Raw genomic sequence first — 24,619 nt, forward strand, 5'->3', positions numbered from 1 at the left:
CGACCTGACAGGATGATCTAACTTCTCAGCAGTCTCAATCCATTCAAGGTCACCAATAGCGTCGAACCTTCGTGGCCTAGAACCCCAGCAGGTAGGGTGAGTTCACCGAGAAAATTGGCAATCATCAGCAGGGCGATGGAGGTCAGGGCGATCGCAATGTTTTGCCGAATAATGCGCTGTGACGTCTTGCCAATGCGAATGGCCTGCTCCAGCTTTTCGAGGCGATCGGCCATGAGAACAATATCGGCAGTTTCCAGAGCAACATCGCTGCCTGCGCCCCCCATGGCAATGCCGACCGAAGCCTGAGCCAGCGCCGGGGCATCATTGATACCATCGCCGACCATCGCCACGGTGTGGTAGTGCTGTTGCAGTTGTTGAATAGCCGCAACTTTGTCTTCGGGTAAGAGATTGGCATAAACGGTGTCAACGCCGACGGACTGAGCAACGGTTTGCGCCGTAACGTCGTTGTCGCCAGTGAGCATGACTGTGGCATGGATGCCCAGTTGTCGAAGGTTGTTGAGCAAGCTAGGAGCCATCGGGCGCACCTGATCGGCAACAGCAAGTAGGCCCAGTACCCGTTGTTGCTGACCGATCCAAATAACGGTCTTCCCTTCCCGTTCGAGCCGTTGACTTGCCTGACGCAGTTCGGACGCAGGTTCCCTTTGTTCTACAACGGTTTTTGGTGCAGCTGTGCCTACGGCTGCTAGGGATGCATTGGCCCCAACGAATGCCGATTTTCCAAGTCGCACGGCAGTGCCTTCCAAGGTGCCAGAGATCCCCTGCCCGACTTCTGCCTGGACTGCGCGAGTTGGGAGCAAGGATAAATTTTGCCTTTGGGCGGCCCGTACTACAGCTTCCGCGATAGGGTGTTCTGAATAGGCTTCCAAAGAGGCCGCAACTTGCAGCACTCGGTTCGCCTCAACGCTTGGGGCAGGAATCACGTCACTGACCTGAAGGATGCCAGTAGTGAGGGTGCCTGTTTTGTCGAAGGCGATCGCCTGCACCTGACCTATCGTTTCCAACTGCGCCCCATCTTTGAACAAGATGCCCTGGCGTGCCCCTCGGGCAATGCCGGACAGCAATGTTGGCATGATCGCCGCCATCAACGCACAGGGTGAAGCCACCACTAAAAAAATCAGGGCGCGGTAGATCGTGGTTTCCCAACTCCACTGCAACAGCAACGGTGGCAGGAACGCCAGCAGTAGCCCTACGCCGACAATGACTTTGGCATACCCCCGCTCAAAGGTTTCCAAAAACTGTTGGGATGGCGGAGCTGAGGTTTTAGCCTGTTCCACCAATCGAATCACTCGCTGAATCAGGCTACTCTCCGGCGGCTTGTGCAACTTCACGGTCAAAGCCCCATTACCGTTAATAGTGCCGGCAAACACTTCATCACCCATCGCCTTCTCTACTGGAATGGATTCCCCGGTGAGGGGTGCTTGATTCACAGTGCTATGGCCGTCCTGAATCAGGCCATCCGTCGGAATGAGTTCCCCTGGTTTAATCAAGATGCGATCGCCTACCTGCAACTGCTGCGTGGCCACCATCTGCTCCTGGCCCTGCGAAATCACTCTGGCTCGATCAGGCGCAAGCTGCATCAAACTGCGGATATTACGCTCGGTCCGATGCATGGCAATACTTTCGAGGGCGCCACTGATGGCAAAGATCAAAATGAGCACTGCGCCATCCACCAGCAGGTAGTACTCCTGCTGCCATAAACCGAGAATGGCCGCCCCGACTGCTGCCACGATCATCAACAGGTCAACATCTAGTTCCCGCTCTTGCCACAACGTTGTTAATCCTTCTCGGGCACTATCAAACCCACCAATTACATAAGCTGCCAATAAGATCCAAATACCACTGCCAATCCAATTCCCAGCCAGCGATAACCAACCTAGGAGTGTCAGTAGTCCACAGGTCGCTGCGGCGATCGCCTCCGGATACGTCTGCAACCCATTCTGAAATCGCCGCTGCCAAGGGGTAGGAAAACTGTGAGCCATACCAACTAAAGTTCATTGTGTCAGGGACATCAGAATAAACCTTGACATCGATGTTAAAGTCAAGGCTATGTTGACCATCAAAGAATTCACTCAAACTGTCGGCCACGGCATTACGCCTCGTATGGTGCGGCACTATCACGAGGTTGGGCTACTGCCGCAGCCAGAGCGCTCCGAGGGCAACTATCGACTGTATAGCGATACCGATGTGCAGCGACTCAGGCGCATTGTGGCGTTAAAACAGCAAGGCTTTCAGCTTTCCCACATCAAACAGATGTTGACCGAACAGGCTGAGTTCAACGGGACGAATTCGCTGTTATCTCAGCTTCAGCAGCAGTATCAGACGGTTTTGCAGCGACTCATTAAATTGCGGCAAACCGCAACCGCTTTGGAAAGTCTGCTGGGACGCGATCGCGGCTGTCAGTCGATGCAGGCAGATGCGATCGCTCAGCTTCGGCTCTTGGAAGCCGCTACCCAAAGTGCTCAATCCCTCAGCGAAGATCTCTGGCATCACCTCGACGCTGCCACATCTGACCATCCTGAAAACTTTCGCGAAGCCCTCCAGCAATTGCTCCCCGATCTGTCCCAACGCCCCGAAATCGAGGTAGATGTTTTGTCTCACCTGGTTCTAGCCTGCGGCGATGTCAGCCTGGCAGCGTTTGTCCGCTTTAGTAAAGGGGCAATCAAAGCAGCTCGCGATTCTCTTCAGAGGGGCTGCACCGTTGTTGGCGATGTGCCAGCAGTGACCAATACTCTGGATCAAACTCGGCTGGTCCATTTAGGCTGCCAATGGACGACACTGCTAGAAAATCCTCACATTAGTAGCGTTGCCGATGCTGAGCAAACCTTCTGGCAAGCAACAGACAGTCAGGAGCGACTTTGTCAGCTAATCGACGGCAACATTTGGGTTGTGGGCTATGCCCCTTCAATATTGATCAAGCTGTGTGAGGCGGTTTCTAAAGACCATCGTCAGCCTGCACTCATCATTGGCCTACCCCTCGGCTTTAGCCATGCCCCTGCCGCCAAGCGTCAACTGATGCAGCTCAATATTCCTTACCTAACCGTAGAGGGAACATTGGGAGGCGGACTCTTAGCAGCAGTTGCCTTCAATCGCCTTGCTGCATCGCTGATTGAAAAGCCCGATTGTCATTGCTACCTGGGCTGAGTCATACAAGAAAATCTCCAGCACCGTCAAACTATTGAGGGAGCAAGGAATGGGGTGTGCTTGACTCAAATGCATACCGCTATAAAAGCAATCCATTTTGCCTTCTCAATGGCCTTCAGTAGCATGGCTAGGGCTATACCGTCCCTGTTGCTGAATGAGCTTGGCGACGAGGGCAGTCCAACCCGTTTGGTGACTGGCTCCGATGCCTGCGCCGTTATCACCATGAAAATACTCGTAAAAGAGAATGTGATTACGCCAATGGGGATCTGACTGAAAAGGACCAGGGCCGCCATAGAGGGGGCGATCGCCCTTATCGTCTGGCAAAAAGATAGTCGTCAGCCGCCGCGATAGCTCCGACGCAACTTCCCACAGGTTCATCCAGTTTCCCGATCCGGTCGGACACTCTACCCGGAAGTCATCGCCTAGGTAGTGATGAAATTTTTGCAATGACTCAATCAGCAGATAATTCACGGGGAACCAGACCGGACCCCGCCAGTTGGAATTACCACCGAACAAGCGACTGGTTGATTCAGCGGGCTCGTAGTGAACGTAAAAGTCCTGACCGTTGGCCTTGAAGTGATAGGGATGCTCAGCATGGTAGCGAGACAATGCCCGAACTCCATAGGGGCTGAGAAATTCTGACTCGTCTAACAGTTTGGTCAGAATGCGCCGTAATTTATCATGGGGCTCAACGTGATCTCGGGTGGCGTAGCAGAGGGCCAACAGTCTCCGTGCTCCCAGACCTTGGGCTTCCATACAAGCAACGTTTTTCTTCAGCTCGGGACGGTTCTGGATAAACCATTCCAAGCGTGCTTTGAAACCGGGAACCTGTTCCAGCAGGTCAGGCTCTAGCGTCATGACTGCAAAGAGAGGAATGAGCCCGACCATGGAGCGAATTTTTAAGCGCTGGCGATCGCCGTTTGAAAAATGCAGCACATCGTAGAAGAACCCATCCTCTTCATCCCACAGCTGAGTTCGATCCGGGCCGATGTGGTTCATGGCGTCCGCAATATAGATGAAATGCTCGAAGAACTTGGTCGCCATGTCTTCGTAGACCATATTCTCTTTGGCTAGCTCCAAAGCAATTGTCAGCATATTGAGACAGTACATCGCCATCCAGCTAGTGCTGTCCGACTGTTCCATGTAGCCGCCTGTTGGCAAAGGGGCACTGCGATCGAACACACCAATGTTGTCCAGTCCCAAAAAGCCCCCTTCGAAAACGTTGTTGCCCCCAGCGTCTTTGCGGTTCACCCACCAGGTAAAGTTCAGCAGTAGTTTTTGAAAGACTCGCTCCAAAAAGAGGCGATCGCCTTTGCCGCGCAGCTTCTCTTCAATCTTATAAACGCGCCAGGTAGCCCACGCATGGACAGGCGGATTGACATCGCCAAACGCCCACTCATAAGCAGGAATCTGACCATTCGGATGCATGTACCATTCCCGCGTCATGATATCGAGTTGGACCTTGGCAAAGTCTGGGTCAATGGCAGCAATCGGAATACAGTGAAATGCGGTATCCCAAGCCGCAAACCAGGGATATTCCCATTTGTCGGGCATGGAAATAATGTCGTTGGCGTCGAGATGTTGCCATTCAGAATTGCGCCCCTGCTGATGTCCCATGGGTGGCGGTGGCATGGTGGGATCACCCTTCAGCCAACGAGAAACGTCGTAAGCATAGAACTGCTTGACCCACATTAACCCTGCGAAGGCCTGACGCTGGATAGAACGCTCTTCTGCACTGATATCAAACGGAGTCACAGCCTGATAGAAGGCATCTGCTTCTTGCTGCCGCTGCTGCATCAGCGCTTCGAAGCGATCAAACGGTTCTGCGAGAGAGGACACGTCACTGAATCGCAAACGAACGAAACGAGTTTCTCCGGGAGCAACCTGTAAGGTGTATTGGGCTGCAGCCTTGGTCCCAATGCTGTCGGGATTCACAGCGTCCGTCTCGCCATTGATGACATAGCGATGAAACGCATCTTTGACATAGGGAGACGGGTTTTTAGAACCATAAATGGCTTGATAATTGGTTTCGTTTTCAGTAAACAGCAGAGGACTCTGGGTTGGTTCCTTGGCAGAGTTTTCACAATAGAGATAGCGAGAGCCTAAGTCGCTATGGATGGCTTCTAATGTGCTGACCTCTGAGCGCGTATCCGCTAACTTGATGCGGGGTTTTTGGGCCTCCACGTCCCAACTCCAGGTATTGCGAAACCAGAGCGTCGGCAAGACTTGCAGCGTTTGCGTTTCCGGTCCTCGGTTGACTATGGTGATTTGAATAAGTACATCTTCGGGGGAAGCTTTGGCATATTCTACGAACACGTCAAAATAGCGACTCTCTGCAAAGACACCCGTATCTAACAGCTCATACTCGGGTTGGTGTTTGCTCAACTGCTGATTTTGTTCGACCAATTCGTCATAGGGGTAAGCCGCTTGAGGATATTTGTACAGCCCCTTCATGTAAGAGTGGGTCGGCGTACTGTCGAGGTAAAAATAGTATTCTTTGACGTCCTCAGCGTGATTACCTTGATTTCCTGTAAGGCCAAAGTAGCGTTCTTTCAACACCGGATCGTTGCCGTTCCAAAGCGCGATCGCGAAACAGAGCCGCTGCTGCTCGTCAGAAATCCCCAGAATGCCATCCTCTCCCCAGCGATAGGCTCGTTGATGAGACTGCTGGTGAGAGAAATAATCCCACGCTGACCCCGTTGCACTGTAATCCTCTCGCACTGTTCCCCACTGGCGATCGCTCAAATAGGGACCCCATTTTTTCCAGGGTGTACCTGCTCCTTCAGTATCCTGTAAGCGCTGATGTTCGGGCGTCATTGGGGGTCTCCATGAGTGAGGAACAAGGGAGTAGGGGGCTGAACCTATAAAGATTGCAGGACAGAACGCTGGTTGAGCGGTTGCACAGACCGAGCATTTGTCGGAAATAGACTAGCAAACGCTTTGAGCTGAGTCGAGGAAATTGCGATCGCATCCTGAAAAATAATCCACTGGACTATTTCTGAGCAGGGTGGAGTCGTCAGCGATCCGTCATAGCGAAAGCAGCGACGGCCTTGGGGTAACAAATGCTCCAAATCAACCTGGACATTGGAAATCACCTGAGCCGGCGTTTTCTGGGACGGCATGGTTCGCCAAATGGGTCGCAACTCGATATTTTCCGGTCCTTCTTTCAAAAAGACACTCAATACCACCAGATGGTTGGCTGCATCGGCATGGACAAAGTGCATCTCCATTGGAAATGGTTTGCCGAATAGGGTGTGCTCACTGGGGTGATGGAAATGAACCTGTTGTAGAGAGTAGTCCCGATTGTCGAGACTAAGGTAGCTGGCATTATCAACCACCAATTGAATCGTTTGTCCCGTATGCAAAATGGTCAGTGGTGTTGGCTGGTAGTGGATTTCGACGGTGATCGGTTCGATTGTGGCCTCGGCTTGCAGGTCGATGGGAGACTGGCGGGTTCCCGTCTGGCACAAGGCATACTGCGGGGTCAACTGGGACCACTGCTTTGGACCGTTGTTGTCCCCATATCCCCATATCCTGTCGTCGGCTAATGCCTTGCTCTGCGGCCAGTAGGTTAGACCGACGGAAGCGATTGCCATGCCCCCTATTCTCAAAAACCGTCGCCGATCCATAGTGAAATGATTGCGTTTTTCCAACTGCTATCAGGAATTTTCCGTCAGGAAAGCCTTTTCATTCTTTATCCTAAATGCAGCCCAGGGCAAAAGGACAAAGATTGAGATTTCCCCTGAGGCGATCGCTGGGGTCCATTGCGGTGACTCCTTACGATGGCGATTGAGTATCGATATATTCTCGCCATCGTTGAATCTTCCCGTTAGTTATCGTAACCACAATGACGTCATCGGCACGACTGCTCTCTCCAGTGGCTCGGTTCGTTTCTTGCCATGACCATTCAATAGCGATCCGCTGATCCTGAACGATCATCTGATGCACGTCGATTTTGACAGAATGCTCAGCAGAAAAATCAGCAGTCACCTGTCGGATCGCTTCTTGGCCTACCCAACGATCTCCAGGCACAATAAATTCACCGGTGTCAGTAAACAGATTGGCAAACTGCTCAGCGTCACCGTTTTCCCAAGCGGCGATCGCATCACAAATTAAGGTGTTAACAAGAGAATCGGCCATCACGCTGTCAAATGGGGATGGCAACGATGCTGCTTCAGGACAGTGGATGCCGCTGATAGCAGCGTATCCCCATATCAGCAGTCCTCCCAACCAACCCAAGAGAAGTCTGTTAAACATTTGAGCCACTATATCTCTAAGGTGACCCAAATAAGATCTTCCTTAGCGAAGGTTTAGGCTTACCCAAAACGACATAGGGCTAAGCGTTATGAACTGAAATTTTCTACTGAAAACAGATTAAACGAGGTCCTGTCTTTCTGAAGATTACCTCAGAGCATATCCAGCTTATGGTGTTTATATATTCGCACTGCATAGACGTTTTGCCGTTGTGGTCTAGTACTGTGTTCCGAAGGAGAGCGGCGTCAGGAATACAGGCAGTGGAATAGTCAGGTCAATTAACTGCGGTTATGGAGTTTTTGTCGCTTCCTCCATTTCATTGCAGCCGAAGGGAGGCGAAACCCTCCATCAGAACGGTCGTAGGCTGTGAGCTGAGTTAGTGTTCTTATAGCTAAATGATTATTGGGGCTAGGGTGCTTGATCGCTTTGGCCCTATTTCTCTATGCGTGCTCTGTGCATTAATTTTTGCAAGTCAACCCATATGGCAGAACGCAAAAGGGTTGAAAGAGTTCATCTCCTACATAGAGTAGACTTTAGCCTGCCCAAAGCTCCCACCGCACGCCGCTAACGCTACCTAAATCCACCCCCATAGTCGATTAATGAGGTTTTAGGCAAACAGCCATGCGATGTTGGCGATAGTTTTGCCATGTCGTTAACCGAACTGACAAAACCGCAGCATCCCTATTTCCTCTATCTGACGATAGATTTTAGAGTAAGGTTTATAGACACTTATGTCGCGACTATTCTTAAACCTTAGGGAAGCTGCTAACCGCTATGAGCTTTTTCACTTCAGCTGAGCCTCTGATCCGCTGCAAGCAAGAAGCATTGGACGTGCAGGACTTGCGGGGATTGCTTCGAATCGAATGGCGGCTAGGGCAATTTCAGTTATTTTCGGGGGCTTACACCCGGATCGACCAAACCTTTATGATATGGGGCTGGATTACAGCAATTATTTTTACCGTGGCTCAATTTTCTCAGGTGAATTGGTATAGCCAAGCACTGCTGTGGTCTGGGTTGACTGTGATTGGCATAGTGGCTATGGCCGCCTTGGCATGGTTTTGGGTCCGTGTCGAACAATTGCGATGGGTTGTGTATGCCTGGGTATTGCTAATGCTCTTGGGGGTAGTGCTAACAGATGCAGGTATTTTTCTGGGTTGGGGCTGGGTTGTATTGAATCTGTGCCAGCTGTGGCTGGGAATCAGCGCCATCGGCTACGGAGTGACTGGGATCGGTTTGCGATCGCGAACTTTTCTGCTAGCGGGACTCATTCATGGGATTGGAATTGTCTTGTTGCCCACGTTCAGCACCCTGCCGTTCTTGTTCACCGGGATTATCATTGCGGGTACGCTGTTATTTCTGTCGGAAGTTCAGTGGGACATGCGTCCTCCTTCAGCTAGCGTCATGCTGACAGACGCTGAGAATGTCTTCAACCAAGCTCAACAAGCACGACGTTTAGCAGAAAAGGCTAGCTTTCATCAAGGACCACTGGCATGACGAGTTCCCTTGCCATTGTGGTGCTGGTAAAAAATCGTCAGCGTCATTTGGTCAACTTGCTACGAGGCGTGCAGCAGTCAACCCAGTCTCCGACGGAGGTGGTCGTCGTGCATATGAATGAGCCCATACAGGCCCCCCCGGATTTTTTTCAGGGGACCTATGTGGGAACTATGGTGCACAACTCTGCCACTGCGCTGCCGTTAGCAGCAGCTCGCAATCATGGAGCAGTAACCGCTCAGGGAGAGCACCTCATCTTTCTGGATGTGGATTGTATTCCGGCACCTGATTTGGTGAAGGGCTATCAGACCGCTCTTACACAACGACCTGAGGCGATCGCGATGGGAGGGGTCTGCTACTTGCCGCGATCGCTGCCGGAAACTTGGCAGTATGATGACCTTCGCCAATGGGGTCAACCCCACCCGGCCCGGATGTACCCTGCCCCTGACCAGTTAGTCCCAACGGATGACTATCCTCTTTTTTGGTCATTGAGCTTTGCCCTCATGCGCTCGACCTGGGAGACGATTGGTGGGTTTGACGAGCAATTTCAGGGTTATGGTGCCGAAGATACTGACTTTGCTTTTGCGGCCAAAGCAGCAGACGTGCCGCTAGTTTGGGCTGGAGGAGCGGAGGCTTATCATCAACACCATCCTCACTATTCGCCACCCTTACAGCACTTTCACGACATCGTGAAAAATGCTACGGCTTTCTATCACAAATGGGGCTGGTGGCCGATGGAAAAATGGCTACAGCAATTTGTTGAAGCGGGCTATATTCACTGGACGGCTATTGCTGACAGGATTGATATCATTGCACCGCCATCAGCGGCGGCGGTAATGGCGGCTCGCCAATAGCGTCGGGTTGTAGCTGGGCAAAAGCTTGTGAAATGTAGCCCGCCGCCTGCCGAGCACCCTGATCCGACAAGATTGTCGGCCACCCATCAACTGAGAGCGCTTTTGCCTGTTCGATGAGCGATCGCCACTGAATAGCAGCGTTAGGCCAGTCGGTCATCACGACGGCCAGATGATGCTGAGCCAACTGTTCAGCCTTGGCCATTTGTTCATCAAAAAAGCGCCATTCCGGTAGGGTAATGAATGGTTTTTGCCAATAGCCTACTTCCAGTACGCTGTTGTTCCCGGTGTTGGCAATGACGATATCAGCCTGTTGCAAATAGGCGTCTGGTTCAGCCACGTAAGGCAAAATCTGCCAGTTAGAGCCGCTTTGTGGGGCATCAAACCCAATACCTATCCAGTCGTATTCTGGAATGTGGTAGGCGGCTTGGGCGATCGCCGATGATGTGAGCTGACTCATACCTTTACCCCGCATCACAAGAATGTAGGGTCGGGAAGACAAGGCCCGTCGTTGGACTGCCTCTGGCGCAACGAAAATGCCCCCTCCATAATGCGTTTTAGCCCGCATCCAGTCGGGTACCCAAGGTTCTTCAAAGGCGCGAGGGTAGCTGGCAATCAAACCCGTGGCGGCGCGGTAACACTGGAGATGAGCCGCATCATCCCGGCGACCGCTCATGCGCATGTACAGATAGGGAATGCCACAAAGGCGCATCAGTAGGGCCGTTTCCACGCAAACGTCGATCACAGCTAGACGACAACGGTAGTGCAGACAGGTTTCAGCAATGGCCCGAACCCGCTCTAGATAGGCGCGATCGCGACCATAGGGAACATGCAAAACATCGTCCGCTAGCAGGCGATCGCCCGGCGCCCGCATCGAGGGAATCTTCACAAGGGTGAGGGTGGATGACGACGCGGCGAACAATTCAGGTTTTTCGGAGCCAATCACCGTCGGTATGGATAGATGGCTGAGGATAGCTTCAGCACGGCGCGTATGCCCAGAACCGTCAGCATTCACAAAATAAAAGAGCGTGTCTGTGTTCATAGAGCAGCCGTCGCGGTGAAACGACGAGCAGATTTCGCTGCTAGCGTTTGATACAGTTCGACATACCGCTGAACCATGGTGTCTAAAGAAAATAGTCTGATCGCTCGGCGGCGACAGGCGTGACGACATAACCGTTGAGCCTTAGTGATGGCGATCGCCAAGCTAGTTACACATTCTTGAACTAGCACTCCCGTTTCTGGTGTTAAAACCTCGGCCAAGGCTCCCCGGTCGAATCCAGCAATGGGGGTACCACTGGCTAAAGCCTCAGCAACGACCAACCCAAAAGGCTCATCCCAACAGGGAGTACATAACAAAACGCTGGCTTGCGCAACTTCTCGCGCCAGTGTGTGAGCATCCAAGCACCCTAAATAAACGGTCTGTTTGTTGAGTCGGGGTTTGACCTGTTGGTTAAAGTAGTCGGCATCATGAATCGGCCCACAAATGTTGAGGTGAATGTTGGCTAAACTGGCCGCTTTGATAGCCCAATGGGTTCCTTTTTCGGGAGTAATCCGACCGACCCAAATAGCCTGTTTTCGGGGCAGACCAAACGGTAGCCAATAGCGAGTATCAACACCGTTATAAATCAACGTTGTTTTTAGCTGTGGCAGTTTGTTTTGCCAATCATGGGCAACTGATTTTGAAACACTGATCACGAAGTGATTTCTAGCCTTCATCCCAGCCCTAAATCCAGATACCAGACTCGGAAATGGCGGCGTATGCAGTACGGTCACCATAGGCATAGGCAATTCATTCACTCTTTCCAAGGGAACATAGTGCAAACTATTGTTGTGAACGACATCAAAATCACTGTGCTTCAAAAAATCCATCAGTGCCGAATATCGATTTTCTCGGTACTCGACAATTTGATGTTTTGGTGAAAAGTGTTCAACTGCTGTTGGCTCTAAAAAAGGAACGATTGGCAACGTTTGATCAGATCCACTAGCAGCGAATAACGTTACCTTATGCCCAGACAGCTGCAGCTGCTTTGTGAGATGAAAAGTATGGGCTTCTAAACCACCTGCAAAAGGTTCAGAAATAGGGTAATGGGAATGAGCAATAATAGCTATTTTCACGCAAAGCATCCTTGGAACGGCACAATCAGCTACTATCGATGCTTTTCCAACAAGCAATCGACAGCTTTTAGTCTGATCAGGAAACTAGATTAGTGGCGATTCCTAATGACCATTAATCTCGAAAATAAAGATTGTTAAAACACTATAAAATAATTTATTTAAAGCGGCTATCTCCCTTCAGAGGTAGCTTTGATGGACTTTGATGGTGGCGTTAGATCAACGAGTCAAATAGCTTTAGATTGAGAACCATTGATTTTGAAGCAATCTGCTCTATCCATCTCGATCTGCTTTTTATGGTTTGCGATCGCCCATGCCTTTATTCTTTTGGAAAGGCATCCTATTGACAGCATTTTAATAACCGGTAAAAGTGCCTACAAAATCTGTCGGCTCTACTGCTGATAGGCCTTCAAAAGCTCCTGGGCCGAAGCTAGGGTATCAGCCTCCTCAATCGGTTTATCGGTCCGCCAGCGCAGGATGCGGGGAAAGCGCACCGAAATCCCAGACTTGTGGCGTTTAGATTCGGAGATGCCCTCAAAGCCGATTTCAAATACATGGGTAGGCTTTACCGAGCGGACGGGACCAAATCGTTCAATCGTGTGACGACGAATCCAGCGGTCGAGCTTTTCAATCTCCTCATTATCCAAGCCGGAATAGGCTTTGGCGAAAGGAACTAAATCGTCTCCCTTCCATAGCGCAAAGGTGTAGTCCGTAAAGAGATTGGCTCGTTTGCCGCTACCCGCCTGGGCGTAGATCAGTACGGCATCCAGCGTCATAGGATCAACTTTGTATTTCCACCAGTAGCCGCGCTTGCGACCCACCAAATAGGGACTGTCCCAAGCCTTGATGACCAGTCCTTCTGCTCCTGCTTCACGCGATCGCGCCCGCATGGCTTCCAAGTCTTCAAATGAGCTGAATTCTAAAGCCACTGATCGATCAATACGGTCATCGGGATTTTTGTCGAGCAGTTCCAGCAGCAGGGCCTTGCGATCGCGCAGCGGCTTTTCCCGAATATCGTGACTCGTGTGCTCAATCAGGTCGTAAGCAATAAAGCGCACTGGACTCTCTGCCATCACCTTTTTGGTCACCCGCTTGCGACCTAAACGCTTTTGCAAATGGTTAAACGTGAGGGGACGATCGCCCTGCCAGCAGAGAATCTCACCGTCTAGCACATGCCCATTAGGAAATGACTGAAACGCTTCCACTACCTCGGGGAACTGTTCTGTCACCAAATCTTCTCCCCGTGACCAAATGAAGACCTCATCAGCTCGCTTGATGACTTGAGCACGGATGCCGTCCCATTTCCATTCCGCCAACCACTGACGATGATCCTCTTCACGGAACTTCTCTTCATCGATTTGAGATGCGAGGAAGAACGGATAGGGCTGACTGGGAGCCGCTTCAATCGCTTCTTCACTGAGCAAGTTTTCGTAAAACTCGACAGTAGGCTCAAATTCTCCCATCAGGCGATGGGCCAGAACCGCTTCAGGAATCCCTGAGGCTGCTGCCAGTCCCTTAATCACCAACTTGGCAGAGGCCCCCACACGAAAGGCTCCAGTGAGCACTTTGTTTAGCACAAAGACCTCATAGTCGTTGAGCGATCGCCACCACGACACAATCAGTTCATGACGCTCTTCCTCTGTCTCTACTGCCTTCACCAGAGGAATGATTTGCTCCATCCATTCCTGCAAAGGAATATCTGATGCCAACTGTCCTTCAAGAGGAGTGTCCCTTAGCAATAAAGCAATGACTTCAGCAGAATCCCCCACATGGGAATAGCAGTCCTTGAAAAGCCATTCAGGGATGTTGGAAATACTTAAATAGACATCCCGCAGCACTCGCGACGTAATCAACCGTCGCCTCGTCTTGTTCAACAACAAATAAAGTGCCCACACTGCATTCGCAGCGTCTTCCTCAGCAAAGTACTGTCGGATTGCATCTACTTTGGCATTGGTCGATGTTGTGGCATCAATCGCTTGAAAAAGCTCAGTAAACCGCTTCATAACTGCTTGGGGAGGCTCTAGGCTATGTAGTTACCCTAACGCCAGTTTGAGCAAATAACGATTAGGGCACGAAGAAGACTCAGCATGTTGTGGCCATCGCTAAGTCCGTTAAGACAAGAAGCGAGCCATTGGGCTATGGGCTAAGCACTCGGATGCTGTTGACAAAGCACTAGATGACTCAAACTGTCGCTCAAGCAAAAGGGACAGAATTGTCGTGGGGATTTGGAGACTGTTGAATCTAGCGGAGGCCGCCATGAAGCTTCAAACTGCTTAAAGAGGTAACCGTGCTGTCTTCATAAAGTTGTTTCATGAACTTTCTGTGAATCCAACGCCGCCTTATCTGAAAGATTCCAAAAATATTGGTGACCCAGAGACGGCTCCGACCTCAGTATGTTCATCCTCTAAGAACTAGGTCATTAAAAGCCATGCCATCTGGGTCTAGTTTTAGCTTTTTATGCATGAGATTTGGGAAAGACTAAAGTTCTGAAAGTTCCCGGTGTTTGGGGATTTGAAGGACTCACTCAGTGGTCCTCTATTGTTGAGATTTGATCTCGTGTCAGAGCTAAGAAGCCCCGTTTTTTTTTGGTTTTGTGTATGAGGCTAAAACTTGCATAAACAAATCAAGAAGACTTTCTCGAAACCGACTCGCAGCTTAGGGTTTGAGGCTAAATTGTGATCGATACTCGAATACAGCTTAGTCACTCCTCATTGGCGTCTATTCTGTTGCAAGAAATGGGTCAGAACCTATGATTGCGAGGATTTATGACAACAGCCAAGGGAGGTTGATCCTAATCCCGACTAAATCTAGTGTTATCCCTATTTATTCCCGTGACTGTTTTCCGTACTCAGGTCTCTCAAATTTGGCACACCCAAGCCAGCACATCCGATGATATCCAACACTATCAAGCGGCTGTTGAGAAGTACGATCGCGTGCTTGATGCTGATCCTCTGGACACGTCTACTTGGATTAATCACGGTTATGCCCTATGCATTCTGAAACGCTATGATTCGGCCTTGAATAGCTTCCGAAAAGCCATTCAGCTTTCGCCGGAAGAGTGTTCGGCGTGGCATGGGCAAGGGATTGTGCAGGCTAAGCAATACAACTTTAAATCGGCTCTAGACAGCTTTAATCAGGCCATCACGCTGGATGATAACAATCCCTCCATTTGGGCGAACCGAGGTAATGCTCTGTTACGACTCAATCAGTATCAGGAAGCAGCTGATAGTTTTGACCAGCTCATTCAGTTAGAGCCGAATAACTATCGCGCTTGGTATGACAGAGCGATCGCGCTGGCCGCCATGCGTCGCTATCACGATGCCTTGAGCTGTCTGGATACTGCGGTTTCCATCCAATCAGATTGTCACTATGCTTGGACCTATCGTGGCCTCATGCTCAACAAACTCTACCGCTTCAGCGACGCGCTTCTGAGTTTTGAGCAATCTTTGCGATATCGGGTGCCCAATGCCAATGCCTGGTATGGCAAAGCAGCGACGTATGCCCTACAGGGAAAATCAGAGCAGGCGGCGCGGTGGTTGCGGAACGCGATGGCTGTTAACCCAAGCCTTTATCGGGTAATGATGCGAAATGACCCCAGCTTCAGCGCTGTACTTAAAAGTAAAGCCATGCAGTCTTTGCTACAAAACGGTATTGAACGCAAAGAGAGTGCCAAAGACTCTTTAGAATATCGGCAGTATTCTTTGCTGGTCGATGGCCCGAACTCCGCATTTAACGTTTGACCGTGGCACCTTAATTCTGCATCCGCCTCCTAAAGGTAGAGCGTGGATTGATTTTGCCACGTGGGACGATCGCATTGAGCGATTCCGCATTCCGGCACACCAGTATCGTCCTCTGGTGGAAGCGCTGCGAGCAGAGCAAGTCAACTTTGCGGACAAAGTGACTCAATTTGAGCCGATTCCCCTCAAACTAACAACCCCTTACAAACCCTATCCCCATCAGCAGGCCGCTCTGGACGCTTGGGTAACTAATCGCTGGCGCGGTGTTGTGGTATTGCCGACCGCTGCAGGAAAGACGTACCTCGCTCATTTAGCCATGCAGGCAACACCACGCAGCACCTTGATCACCGTGCCAACGCTGGATCTCATGCATCAGTGGTATGACCAGCTACTAAAAACGTTTCCAGATATCGAGATTGGGCTGTTAGGGGGAGGATCGCGCGATCGCTCTCCTATTCTGGTCGCGACCTATGATAGTGCAGCCATTCACGCGGAGACCCTGGGCAACCAGTATGGGCTGCTCATCTGCGACGAATGCCATCATCTGCCGAGTGATTTCAACCGCGTCATCGCCGAGTATTCCATTGCGCCCTACCGACTGGGACTCACAGCAACGCCGGATCGTGCTGATGGTCGCCACGCAGATCTGGATCAGCTGCTGGGTCCCATTGTGTATGAGAAGCAGCCCCAAGACTTAGCCGGAAGCACCCTTGCGCCCTACGAGATTGTTCAAATTAAGGTTGCTCTTGATGACGAGGAGCAAAAGCGCTATGAGGCTTTGATTCAGCAGCGAAACGAATTCTTGCAGAATGCAAACATTTGGCTGGGTAGTCTGGAGGGATGGCAGCGGTTTGTTCAAGCCAGCGCTAAGTCTCAGGCAGGCAGACGGGCAATGCTGGCTCATCGAGAATCACGAGCGATCGCCTTGGGGACCGAAGGCAAACTCCGCGTATTAGGCAACCTTTTGGCGGAACACTATCCTGAGCGCTGCCTGATTTTCACAGCAGATAACGCTACCGTCTACCGCATCTCTCAAGATTTCCTCATTCCCGCAATCACCCACCAGACCCCCGTCAAGGAACGTCAGTCAATTTTGGAGAAATTTCGCAGCGGCGACTATCCGACCTTGGTTGTCTCCCAAGTGCTCAACGAAGGGGTCGATGTGCCCGATGCGCGAATTGCCATCATGCTGTCGGGTACAGGCTCCACCCGGGAATACATTCAGCGATTAGGTCGCATTCTTCGTAAAGGTTCTGGGCAAAAGCAGGCTGTTCTTTACGAAGTGATTGCGGAAGAAACTACCGAGGAAGGTATTTCCCGCCGCCGCCGCAGTCAGCCGCCCCAACGCAAAATAGGACAGCTGGAGCTATTACCCTCTCGGAAGCCCTATCCTAAGGCATCGGACCCATTACCCAAAGCAGCTGAGCAGGAAGGGGATTGGGTAGACGAGCAGAAAGAGTAGATGAACGGATAAGTGAATGACGTTTACCACTTCTCAGGGCAATACCTTGGCTACCAATCGGCTCATGCACTACGTTGACCCAACCTACGAGCGACACTGCGCCTGGATGGAACGAGCGCTAGCATTGGCGGATGAGGCAGGGCAGGCGGGAGAGGTGCCTGTGGCGGCGATTGTAGTAGATGACGAGAACACCCTGGTGGCAGAGGCGGCAAACTATCGGCAGCGGGGGCATGATCCGACGGCTCACGCTGAGGTGTTAGCTCTGCGGCAGGCAGGGCAGATAAGGGGCAACTGGAATCTTACGGGCTGTACGCTGTATGTGACGCTGGAGCCTTGTCCCATGTGTGCCGGTGCGATCGCCCTTAGCCGCGTTAGTTTGCTGGTCTACGGAGCGGATGACCTAAAGACAGGAGCCATTCGATCAGTGCTGAATATTCCTGACAGCCCCGCATCGAATCACCGTTTAGCCGTGCTAAGTGGCGTCTTAGAGTCGCGCTGCCGAGAACAACTTCAGCAGTGGTTTACTCAGCGACGCCGGAACACCAACGGTGAAAGGCTATAGCTTGCCTCTACGAAACAGACAGATCAAAGTGCTCTGCCACTCTGACTAGCCTGTGACAGAGGTTTTTAGCTTCTTGAGAATCTGGAGCACTTGTTCAAAATCATCCCCTCGATCAAATAGGAGTTCATCCGATAGAGCATATTCTGGCGAATGAGTGCGTTGTAGCTTAAGAAAGCGAAAGTTACTACCATTCGTTACTAATCCATATACGGGAGATTGCCCGTTAGGGTTAGCCAGCATGTAAGTAAGGCATTGAGGAATGGCATTAATCAGCGAGAACCGAGCATGCTTCGATTCCAGGACCAAGATCCAGAGTTGACCACTACAAACTAGGACATCAATCTTGCCACGATAGACCACATCTTGATCTTCAACCGTGAGATCAACGCTCGCTTCATCCTGCACTCGAAATTCACTTTGATAAAAGTCTGCCAAATCAAGCAGTGGTGACAGCACTACCATTTTGACGAGGTTCTCGGAGAGCTGCCCCCACTCCAACTGATACGTGAAATTCTGTCGGATATGGGCGAGTGCTAGCTTTGAGGGTTCTGTCAAAGCGGGAAGTTCCGTTTGCCATTCAGTAAAGAAACTGGCGTGGGTTGTTTTCACAAGTCCAAAGTCTTGCTGAAGAGCACGCAGGTTAATTTGAGACGAAATTTGCTGAACTTGCATGGCAGCTGACAAATAGGAGGAGGTTGGCCGTCGCAATGAACCAATCGCCGCTGGCTAATTGGCGAGTCCCTTATGATAAAGGCATCCTTTCGTCGGCGACAACAGCAATGGTCACGCTACAGCTTCGCCAATTAGAAGTGCCTATCGGTCAGCGCTTGCTGCTCCATGATGTGGACTGGGCGGAGTTTGAGTCTGTTCTAGATGAACTCGGACCGCATCGCGGTACACGCATTGCATACGACAATGGCATTCTGGAAATCATGGCTCCATCACCAGAACACGAGTATTTCAAAGAAACCATTGAGGATGCCGTCAAGGATATTGCTGAGTCGCTAGAACGCAGCTACGAAAGCTATGGCTCCACGACCTGGCGACGGCACGCCGTACAAGCTGGGATTGAGCCTGATAACTGTGGGTTGGATATTCGAGCATTGCCAGCCCTCATTGAGCAACACCGCCATCAAGGCCGGTTGGCTCTGCGACGGGCCTTGAGAGCATGGGCTAGCCAGTAGCGAAAGTCCAGAACACAGTCATAGAGCCAGCTTGGGGCGGTGATGTTGCCAGGGATTGGCTCGCTCTAGCTGAGCGGCCAGCGCCAATACGGTATCATCGGCGGCAGGCTGCCCGACCAGTTGGACGCCAAGGGGCAGACCGGCTGAAGTAAAGCCTGTAGGAATGGCGATCGCCGGCTGACCGCTGGCGTTAAAGGGAGGACAGGGCGCAATCCAATTGATGATGTTTTCCAAAATCTGTCCGCACCGAAGGGATTGCCACTCGCCGACCCGAATGGCCGGATTCAGATAGACTGGCAGCAAAATAATGTCATAGTCCTGAAAGGTCTCCACGATTCTGCGAGAGACAACCTGAAGCTTGCTGATAGCCCGTAGGTACTGACCGCTACGGATACGCCAAGCTCGCCACCAGAGCCAACGATTCATCTTCTCTAGAACGAAGAAGGGCACATTTGCCTCTGCTAGGACACACTGCCAGGCGATGGTGAAGGGTTCAATCAGCTCTGTCAGGTCGGGAGGCGGAAGTGACTCAACCGCATGACCCAGCGCTTCTAAACGCTGAGCTGTGTCGAGCACTGCCTGCTTGCAATCAGCATCTGCTTCACCAATCGGATTCACTGCGGTCACTACGCCCACTTTGAGCGATGGCGGATCCGTTTGGGTGACGTCCCAAAAAGAGGTTTCAGGCGGCGGCAGCCAATAGGGATCCCCAGTGACATAACCGGCCATAACGTCTAAAAAGGCTGCTGTGTCGGCTACTGTCCTGCCAATAGGGCCGTTAGTGGCCAGACCCTCAAGCCGTTCACCCACTGGAGCAAAACTGACTCGCCCACGGGAAGGCTTGAGGCCGACCAGACCACAGCAAAAGGCTGGGCCACGAACAGAACCACCACCGTCAGACCCCTGAGCGATCGCGCATAATCCTGCTGCCAATGCCGATGCGCCCCCACCGCTGGACCCCCCCGGCGTATGGGCTAGGTTCCAAGGATTGCGGGTCGGGAGAAAGCCTGGGGGTTCCGTGTAGGGAAAGGAGCCGAGCTGAGAGGTCGCTGTCTTACCCAAAATGACGAATCCAGCCTCTCGCAGGCGGCAAATCAGGCCATCATCTCTTTCCGCAATGCGGTTACGGGCAGCGGCAATACCGTAAGAACAGGGGACTCCGGCAATCGGATTTAAGTCTTTCACTGAAAGTGGTACCCCGAAAAAAGGCGGCAGCGTTTCTGTCGTAGTAGCCAGCAGTTCAGTTTTGGCTTGAGCATCTGCGATCGCAGCTTCGGTCATCACTGTGAAATAGCTGCCCAGAATAGGATTCAGGCGATCAATGCGTTCTAGATAGAGTTGAGTCAGCTCTAGGGGAGAAACGGTTTTGTTTCGGATTAAGCGAGCCTGTTCTAGTGCTGGTGCGAACGCGAGATCTATCCTGTTCATGAATGAAGTTCAGATGTAGATAGGAACAACAATCGACCGCCAAACGGTAACACGGGAGCTAGGCATCCTGGAACGCTATGACTCAAGAGTTAAAGAATCGATGTTGTCTTTCCCCCATTTCTATCAAAATTATTTATAACTGAAGGTGTACGTAAGTTCGCCACTATTCATCGGCACGACTGACCTGATGACAATGTCCCCAACCCAAGACGAGCAAGCTATTTACCAGGCCGAAGACGCTCAGGCCATTCTCCAAATTGCGATCGCCCGCCATACCGAAGAAGGTGAACTGACCCGTACCCAGCTATTTGAAATTGCAGAAGAGCTTGGAATATCGGCGGGCACGCTGACTGAAGCAGAGCAGCAGTGGCAGCTTCAGCGGGTCGAAAGTGACGACTTAGAAGCCTTTAACCAATTTCAACGACAGCGATTTCAAAGCCACCTCATTCGGTTTGTGATTGTCAATCTCATGCTGCTGGGATTGAACTGGCTGGCAGACGGTAGTCTCTCTTGGGCACTCTACTGTCTTCTCTTCTGGGGAACAGCACTCAGCCTACATGCTTGGCAAACGTATTACCCCAACACTCAACAGCATCGCCGTAGCTTTGAAAAATGGCGGCGACGAGAACAAATCAAGCGCTCGTTTAGTCGCTTTATGGATTGGCTGATAGGAACTTAATTGCCTAAGGCTTAGCCGTTTCTATTGTCTTTTATCTATGCTAACCACCAATAACCTCTATAAAGAGTTAATCTGTAATACATATACAGAGACTTGACTGACTGTAATAGATCCACGTAGAGGCAATTGATGAGAATGGGACGAGCTGGACGCGCTCTGAAGGAAACTTTGGAGACGTACTCCATTAGTCAAAATAAACTAGCCGTCACGATGGGGATGGAACGCACTGTCGTTTATCGTTGGGTACACGAACGCACAGACCCCACCGGAGAAACCATTGTAGAGATTGTGCGATCGCTTAACCAGCTCGATCCAAATGCAGCCAAAGCCTTCATTGCGCTCTATCTGGTTCCTATTCTGAACGAAGCGTAGACAGGCTCAGTTTTAATTTAGCTTGGCAAAAATTACGGAATCGTCTTCTGGGATTGTGTAGTTTTCCCATGAAAGTAGATTCGTATCCCCGTTAATTGGTGAAACTGTATTTTGTGGGTTTCCCAGACTCGGCTTGTTGATGACTTTTGCTTATTCGAAACGTTGATGTAGCCGTCGCAGTTCCGTTAGGACCAGACGGTGAACCATCTGGCCAGGCGCTAAGCACTCGGATGCTATTGGGTGCACAGGCCTAGATGGCTACAGCTCTCTGTATTTAAGTGAACTCATCCGCCATGATGCTGCCTCATTCAACAAAGCTAGCGCCCACCTCTCCTGAAACTCATACTGTCTCTTCAGAGACCGGTTCTCTGAGGCAACAATCCCTATCGTCGTCATCGCTCAACTTATTGGCCTTGGGAGGATGGCGCTGCACAAAAACGCTGGACGTGCATCGGAGCTGGGTCCGAACCATAGCCGTTAGTTCTGATAACCGATATGTTGCCAGCGGTAGCGGCGATACTAAAGTCGCTCTATGGCGCTATCCCCAAGGGGAATTGGTGACTCTGCTGGAAGGACACACCGCCTGGGTTCGCTGTGTTGCCTTTAGTCCTGATAGCAAGCTGTTAGCCACGGCCTGCAACGATGACGTTATTCGACTGTGGGATGTAGAAACTCGATCGCTGGTGGATGTTCTGAAAGGGCACACCAATTGGATTCGAGCGATCGCCTTTAGCCCAGACGGTCGCTATCTTTTTAGCGGCAGTCAAGACAAGACGGTACGGGTTTGGCAAATCGGACAGTCAAATCCGCTCAAAACACTGATAGGGCACGAGCACTGGGTCCGCTCGATCGCGATTAGCCCAGACGGTTCAACGTTGGTCAGTGGCGGACAGGATCATCAAGTTAGGATTCATCGATTGACGGGTCGGGGGACGAACCACAATCTAGTGGGTCATACAGCAGAGGTTCACTCTGTGGCAATCAGCCCTAACAATTGGCTAGTGGCAACCGCAGGAGCAGACCGCACTGTCCGATTTTGGAAACTGAATAGCGGTCGTCAAATCACGGCGTTCAAGGCCCATTCTGCCCCCATCAATTGCGTCACGTTCAGCCCCGATGGTGAGCTGCTAGTCACCGCTAGCAATGACAAGACGGTCCGCATTTGGCACATCGACAGTGGTCGCTTAGTGGGCCTTTTGGAAGGTCATGAAGGCTGGGTCTGGTCAGCGGTCTTTGCCCAAGACAGTCGCACTATCGTGAGTGGTGGCTGGAACGGCGAGGTCAGGATCTGGACACGGACGTGACGTGGGAAAGACAGCAGCACAGACATGGAGATGGGAATCAACGCATGAGTCCACGTTTGCCATTGGGATATACGGTGGACCAGTTGGTTCGAGCAACGGCTAACTGATCGTCGGTGATGCGAGCACCCGTCAAATCAGCACCGCAGAGATTAGCTCCCTTAAGGTTGGCTTTTAGGAGGGTAGCGTAGCTCAAGTCTGCGCCTCTGAGGTCGGCATTCTGGAGATTAGCACTACTGAAATAGGCTCGGCCTAAGTTAGCGCCTCGTAGAGAGGCTTTCGTTAGGTCAGCACGACCAAAGTTGACATTGCTCAGGTCCGAATTTTGAAAATTAGCTTTCTGGAGCTTGGCATCAGAAAAGTTACCATCGCTCAAAGACACCCTTTGTAGATCCACTGAGGTGAGCGTCAACATGGAAAAGTCGCGTCTGCCCTTGCCGTAGGAATCTTTGAGCGCGTCGGCACTCAGCTTTCCTGTGCCTCCAGAACGGGTGTTGCCCGTCGTGCGATCGCCCCTAGACCGAATGACGCTGTTCATGCCATACCCATTAACCGTATTGAGATTTCTAGAATTAGACGAACTGCGTGAACTAGCCCGTTCTCGTCGCGCTCGGATAGCAGCAGCCATACGAGACGATGGAGACTCCTTCTGTACCGGCGATCGCTTCTCTCGCAGATTTCGGTAAGCTGGATTGCCGTCAGCAGTGGGGTCGTTTCGTCCATTGCCAGAATTAGGGAAGGCCATGTTCTGGGCCAGACTGTCCATATACGGTTCTAGGTCAAGATCTCGCAGGATGGCCTCGACAGACTGGTAGCGATGACGAACCGAAATTTCCAGCATCTTTTGCAGCACTTGAGCGAAGTGATCACTCACATGGACTAATCCGCGCCACATCATTTCCCCAGTCGTAGGGTCATAGTTCAAGTCTTTAGGTGACTTTGCGGTCAGCAGATAAATGCAGGTCACCCCAATGGCATATAGGTCACTAGCATAGACAGGACGCATTGCCATCTGTTCAGGAGGCGCATAGCCCGGAGTCCCAATTGCGTAGGCCGTAAGCGTCGTCTGGTCCAACGTTTCAGAAGAGGGATTGACCTTGTCTTTAACCGCTCCAAAATCAATCAAGACTAGCTTTTTATCTTCATCTCGACGGATTAGGTTTGCGGGTTTGATGTCGCGGTGGATGACTTTGCTTTCGTGAACGTATTGAATCAGCGGCAGGGCTTCACTTAAAAACTGGCGCACGCCCGCTTCGCTGAAGGGACCGCCTTGCCTGACTTCCTGTTGTAGTGTCTTACCGTTGATAAACTCTTGAACCAGAAAGAATTCTTGATTGGTTTCAAAGTAATCCAGCAGTCGAGGCAGCTGAGGATGATTGCCAATTTTGCCGAGAATCTTCGCTTCTCGTTGAAACAGATCCCGAGCCATATCTAAGATGTGCTGGGCATCGGCAGAGGGACGCAGTTGTTTAATGACACACAGCGGATGACCTGGAAGAGACTCGTCGCGGGCCAAAAAAGTCGCACCAAATCCACCCCGACCCAGCGCCCGCAAAGCACGGTAGCGATCGCGCAGACGCAACAAAGAGCCGCAGGCCTGACAATGGGTAACGCGGGGGGGGTTTTTGGGCTTTGGGCAGTCCAGATTGGTGCAATAACTACTCATGCGACCCGAGGTGCAATGTTTGCCCGTCTAACATAACCAGGAGTCTTCGTTGAACAAATAATACTCAAACGAATAATACTCAACTGTATACGATTCACCCTCAACTCCATGCTATCTACACAACTATCTATACGCGGTGTAAATAGCCTCATCATGAAAACTAACGTAAGTGTCGTTACATTAACTCAATTATTCCCATGTTCCTAGAGGGGGTCTATGCCCTTCCTAAGTTTCCGGTGAAGTTTGAATACCAGAAACTGCAAGATTTTCACAACTGTGAGATTGACAGTATGAACATGTATTTTTTGAGAAGTTGAAAAATTTGTTCGATGAAGTTCCTGGGGTCTTCAACAATACT

Annotated in this window: 20 protein-coding genes; 10 read left to right on the forward strand and 10 right to left on the reverse strand. The window is 51.2% G+C overall.

Features of this window, described 5'->3' with window-relative positions; translation table 11 throughout:
• Positions 1-17: 17 nt before the first annotated feature.
• Complete coding sequence (locus PN498_RS12165; RefSeq protein WP_272063050.1) at positions 18-2,000, reverse strand: heavy metal translocating P-type ATPase; 1,983 nt, start codon at positions 1,998-2,000, stop codon at positions 18-20.
• A 67-nt stretch (positions 2,001-2,067) separates the two neighbouring features.
• Between PN498_RS12165 and PN498_RS12170 the strand changes: the two genes are divergently transcribed.
• Positions 2,068-3,162, forward strand: a complete 1,095-nt coding sequence (locus PN498_RS12170) for a precorrin-8X methylmutase (protein WP_272063052.1) — start codon at positions 2,068-2,070, stop codon at positions 3,160-3,162.
• A gap of 105 nt (positions 3,163-3,267) precedes the next feature.
• Here the strand turns inward: PN498_RS12170 and PN498_RS28590 are convergent, their stop codons facing one another.
• From PN498_RS28590 to PN498_RS12185, 3 genes are all read right to left on the reverse strand, one after another.
• Positions 3,268-4,959 carry an MGH1-like glycoside hydrolase domain-containing protein gene (locus PN498_RS28590; protein ID WP_442951416.1) on the reverse strand — a complete coding sequence of 564 codons (1,692 nt, stop codon included), beginning with the start codon at positions 4,957-4,959 and terminating at the stop codon, positions 3,268-3,270.
• 1,064 nt (positions 4,960-6,023) lie between these two features.
• On the reverse strand, positions 6,024-6,758 hold the full coding sequence (locus PN498_RS12180; protein WP_272063055.1) for a carbonic anhydrase: 735 nt from the start codon (positions 6,756-6,758) through the stop codon (positions 6,024-6,026).
• Positions 6,759-6,939: 181 nt separating this feature from the next.
• Positions 6,940-7,419 carry a nuclear transport factor 2 family protein gene (locus tag PN498_RS12185; protein WP_272063057.1) on the reverse strand — a complete coding sequence of 160 codons (480 nt, stop codon included), beginning with the start codon at positions 7,417-7,419 and terminating at the stop codon, positions 6,940-6,942.
• 771 nt (positions 7,420-8,190) lie between these two features.
• On the opposite strand from PN498_RS12185, the gene PN498_RS12190 reads away from it, so the two are divergent.
• Both PN498_RS12190 and PN498_RS12195 read left to right on the forward strand, forming a co-directional pair.
• Positions 8,191-8,910 carry a hypothetical protein gene (locus tag PN498_RS12190; RefSeq protein ID WP_272063058.1) on the forward strand — a complete coding sequence of 240 codons (720 nt, stop codon included), beginning with the start codon at positions 8,191-8,193 and terminating at the stop codon, positions 8,908-8,910.
• On the forward strand, positions 8,907-9,761 hold the full coding sequence (locus PN498_RS12195; protein WP_272063059.1) for a glycosyltransferase family 2 protein: 855 nt from the start codon (positions 8,907-8,909) through the stop codon (positions 9,759-9,761). The genes PN498_RS12190 and PN498_RS12195 overlap by 4 nt, the downstream gene beginning before the upstream one ends.
• Here the strand turns inward: PN498_RS12195 and PN498_RS12200 are convergent.
• From PN498_RS12200 to PN498_RS12210, 3 genes are all read right to left on the reverse strand, one after another.
• A complete protein-coding gene (locus PN498_RS12200) occupies positions 9,715-10,800 on the reverse strand; it encodes a glycosyltransferase (protein ID WP_272063060.1) in 1,086 nt (361 codons plus the stop codon). The two genes, PN498_RS12195 and PN498_RS12200, sit on opposite strands and share 47 nt — an antisense overlap.
• Positions 10,797-11,873: a glycosyltransferase gene (locus PN498_RS12205; protein WP_272063062.1), complete on the reverse strand. Its 1,077-nt coding sequence runs from the start codon at positions 11,871-11,873 to the stop codon at positions 10,797-10,799. Before PN498_RS12205 ends, PN498_RS12200 begins: the two co-directional genes overlap by 4 nt.
• Positions 11,874-12,262: 389 nt before the next feature.
• Positions 12,263-13,873, reverse strand: a complete 1,611-nt coding sequence (locus PN498_RS12210) for an ATP-dependent DNA ligase (RefSeq protein ID WP_272063064.1) — start codon at positions 13,871-13,873, stop codon at positions 12,263-12,265.
• 828 nt (positions 13,874-14,701) lie between these two features.
• Between PN498_RS12210 and PN498_RS12215 the strand changes: the two genes are divergently transcribed.
• The 3 genes from PN498_RS12215 (at position 14,702) to tadA (ending at position 17,631) form a co-directional block, all read left to right on the forward strand.
• Positions 14,702-15,610, forward strand: a complete 909-nt coding sequence (locus PN498_RS12215) for a tetratricopeptide repeat protein (protein ID WP_272063066.1) — start codon at positions 14,702-14,704, stop codon at positions 15,608-15,610.
• The gene (locus PN498_RS12220) at positions 15,582-17,069 is read left to right on the forward strand and encodes a DEAD/DEAH box helicase (protein WP_272063067.1); all 1,488 of its coding nucleotides are present in this window, start codon (positions 15,582-15,584) and stop codon (positions 17,067-17,069) included. The genes PN498_RS12215 and PN498_RS12220 overlap by 29 nt, the downstream gene beginning before the upstream one ends.
• 64 nt (positions 17,070-17,133) lie before the next feature.
• A complete protein-coding gene (tadA, locus tag PN498_RS12225; protein WP_272063085.1) occupies positions 17,134-17,631 on the forward strand; it encodes a tRNA adenosine(34) deaminase TadA in 498 nt (165 codons plus the stop codon).
• Positions 17,632-17,676: 45 nt separating this feature from the next.
• Here tadA and PN498_RS12230 read toward each other — a convergent pair whose 3' ends face one another.
• The gene (locus PN498_RS12230; RefSeq protein WP_272063069.1) at positions 17,677-18,303 is read right to left on the reverse strand and encodes a type I restriction endonuclease; all 627 of its coding nucleotides are present in this window, start codon (positions 18,301-18,303) and stop codon (positions 17,677-17,679) included.
• A gap of 35 nt (positions 18,304-18,338) precedes the next feature.
• On the opposite strand from PN498_RS12230, the gene PN498_RS12235 reads away from it, so the two are divergent.
• Positions 18,339-18,815 (forward strand): Uma2 family endonuclease, encoded by a 477-nt coding sequence (locus tag PN498_RS12235; RefSeq protein ID WP_272063070.1) that lies wholly within the window; start codon positions 18,339-18,341, stop codon positions 18,813-18,815.
• 18 nt (positions 18,816-18,833) lie between these two features.
• On the opposite strand, the gene PN498_RS12240 is transcribed toward PN498_RS12235, so the two are convergent.
• On the reverse strand, positions 18,834-20,243 hold the full coding sequence (locus tag PN498_RS12240) for an amidase (RefSeq protein ID WP_272063072.1): 1,410 nt from the start codon (positions 20,241-20,243) through the stop codon (positions 18,834-18,836).
• A 193-nt stretch (positions 20,244-20,436) separates the two neighbouring features.
• Between PN498_RS12240 and PN498_RS12245 the strand changes: the two genes are divergently transcribed.
• The 3 genes from PN498_RS12245 (at position 20,437) to PN498_RS12255 (ending at position 22,598) form a co-directional block, all read left to right on the forward strand.
• Entirely contained in the window at positions 20,437-20,922 is a 486-nt protein-coding gene (locus PN498_RS12245) for a 2TM domain-containing protein (protein ID WP_272063074.1), read from the forward strand.
• Between the two features lie 129 nt (positions 20,923-21,051).
• Complete coding sequence (locus PN498_RS12250) at positions 21,052-21,294, forward strand: helix-turn-helix domain-containing protein (RefSeq protein WP_334312249.1); 243 nt, start codon at positions 21,052-21,054, stop codon at positions 21,292-21,294.
• Between the two features lie 293 nt (positions 21,295-21,587).
• On the forward strand, positions 21,588-22,598 hold the full coding sequence (locus PN498_RS12255) for a WD40 repeat domain-containing protein (RefSeq protein WP_272063075.1): 1,011 nt from the start codon (positions 21,588-21,590) through the stop codon (positions 22,596-22,598).
• 37 nt (positions 22,599-22,635) lie between these two features.
• Here PN498_RS12255 and PN498_RS12260 read toward each other — a convergent pair whose 3' ends face one another.
• On the reverse strand, positions 22,636-24,261 hold the full coding sequence (locus PN498_RS12260) for a serine/threonine-protein kinase (RefSeq protein WP_272063077.1): 1,626 nt from the start codon (positions 24,259-24,261) through the stop codon (positions 22,636-22,638).
• Positions 24,262-24,619 lie beyond the last annotated feature (358 nt).

It is taken from the genome of Oscillatoria sp. CS-180 (assembly GCF_028330965.1).
Lineage (GTDB): Bacteria > Cyanobacteriota > Cyanobacteriia > Phormidesmidales > Phormidesmidaceae > Halomicronema.

Excerpts from the sequence above, each read along its gene's own strand:
- PN498_RS12235 (WP_272063070.1), top strand. The coding sequence starts at position 18,339 with ATGAACCAATCGCCGCTGGCTAATTGGCGAGTCCCTTATGATAAAGGC.
- PN498_RS12220 (WP_272063067.1), top strand. The coding sequence starts at position 15,582 with ATGGCCCGAACTCCGCATTTAACGTTTGACCGTGGCACCTTAATTCTG.
- PN498_RS12240 (WP_272063072.1), bottom strand. The coding sequence starts at position 20,243 with ATGAACAGGATAGATCTCGCGTTCGCACCAGCACTAGAACAGGCTCGC.
- PN498_RS12260 (WP_272063077.1), bottom strand. The coding sequence starts at position 24,261 with ATGAGTAGTTATTGCACCAATCTGGACTGCCCAAAGCCCAAAAACCCC.
- PN498_RS12185 (WP_272063057.1), bottom strand. The coding sequence starts at position 7,419 with ATGTTTAACAGACTTCTCTTGGGTTGGTTGGGAGGACTGCTGATATGG.
- tadA (WP_272063085.1), top strand. The coding sequence starts at position 17,134 with ATGCACTACGTTGACCCAACCTACGAGCGACACTGCGCCTGGATGGAA.
- PN498_RS12200 (WP_272063060.1), bottom strand. The coding sequence starts at position 10,800 with ATGAACACAGACACGCTCTTTTATTTTGTGAATGCTGACGGTTCTGGG.
- PN498_RS12210 (WP_272063064.1), bottom strand. The coding sequence starts at position 13,873 with ATGAAGCGGTTTACTGAGCTTTTTCAAGCGATTGATGCCACAACATCG.
- PN498_RS12195 (WP_272063059.1), top strand. The coding sequence starts at position 8,907 with ATGACGAGTTCCCTTGCCATTGTGGTGCTGGTAAAAAATCGTCAGCGT.
- PN498_RS12250 (WP_334312249.1), top strand. The coding sequence starts at position 21,052 with ATGAGAATGGGACGAGCTGGACGCGCTCTGAAGGAAACTTTGGAGACG.
- PN498_RS12165 (WP_272063050.1), bottom strand. The coding sequence starts at position 2,000 with ATGGCTCACAGTTTTCCTACCCCTTGGCAGCGGCGATTTCAGAATGGG.
- PN498_RS28590 (WP_442951416.1), bottom strand. The coding sequence starts at position 4,959 with ATGCAGCAGCGGCAGCAAGAAGCAGATGCCTTCTATCAGGCTGTGACT.
- PN498_RS12170 (WP_272063052.1), top strand. The coding sequence starts at position 2,068 with ATGTTGACCATCAAAGAATTCACTCAAACTGTCGGCCACGGCATTACG.
- PN498_RS12245 (WP_272063074.1), top strand. The coding sequence starts at position 20,437 with ATGTCCCCAACCCAAGACGAGCAAGCTATTTACCAGGCCGAAGACGCT.
- PN498_RS12230 (WP_272063069.1), bottom strand. The coding sequence starts at position 18,303 with ATGCAAGTTCAGCAAATTTCGTCTCAAATTAACCTGCGTGCTCTTCAG.
- PN498_RS12190 (WP_272063058.1), top strand. The coding sequence starts at position 8,191 with ATGAGCTTTTTCACTTCAGCTGAGCCTCTGATCCGCTGCAAGCAAGAA.
- PN498_RS12255 (WP_272063075.1), top strand. The coding sequence starts at position 21,588 with ATGATGCTGCCTCATTCAACAAAGCTAGCGCCCACCTCTCCTGAAACT.
- PN498_RS12180 (WP_272063055.1), bottom strand. The coding sequence starts at position 6,758 with ATGGCAATCGCTTCCGTCGGTCTAACCTACTGGCCGCAGAGCAAGGCA.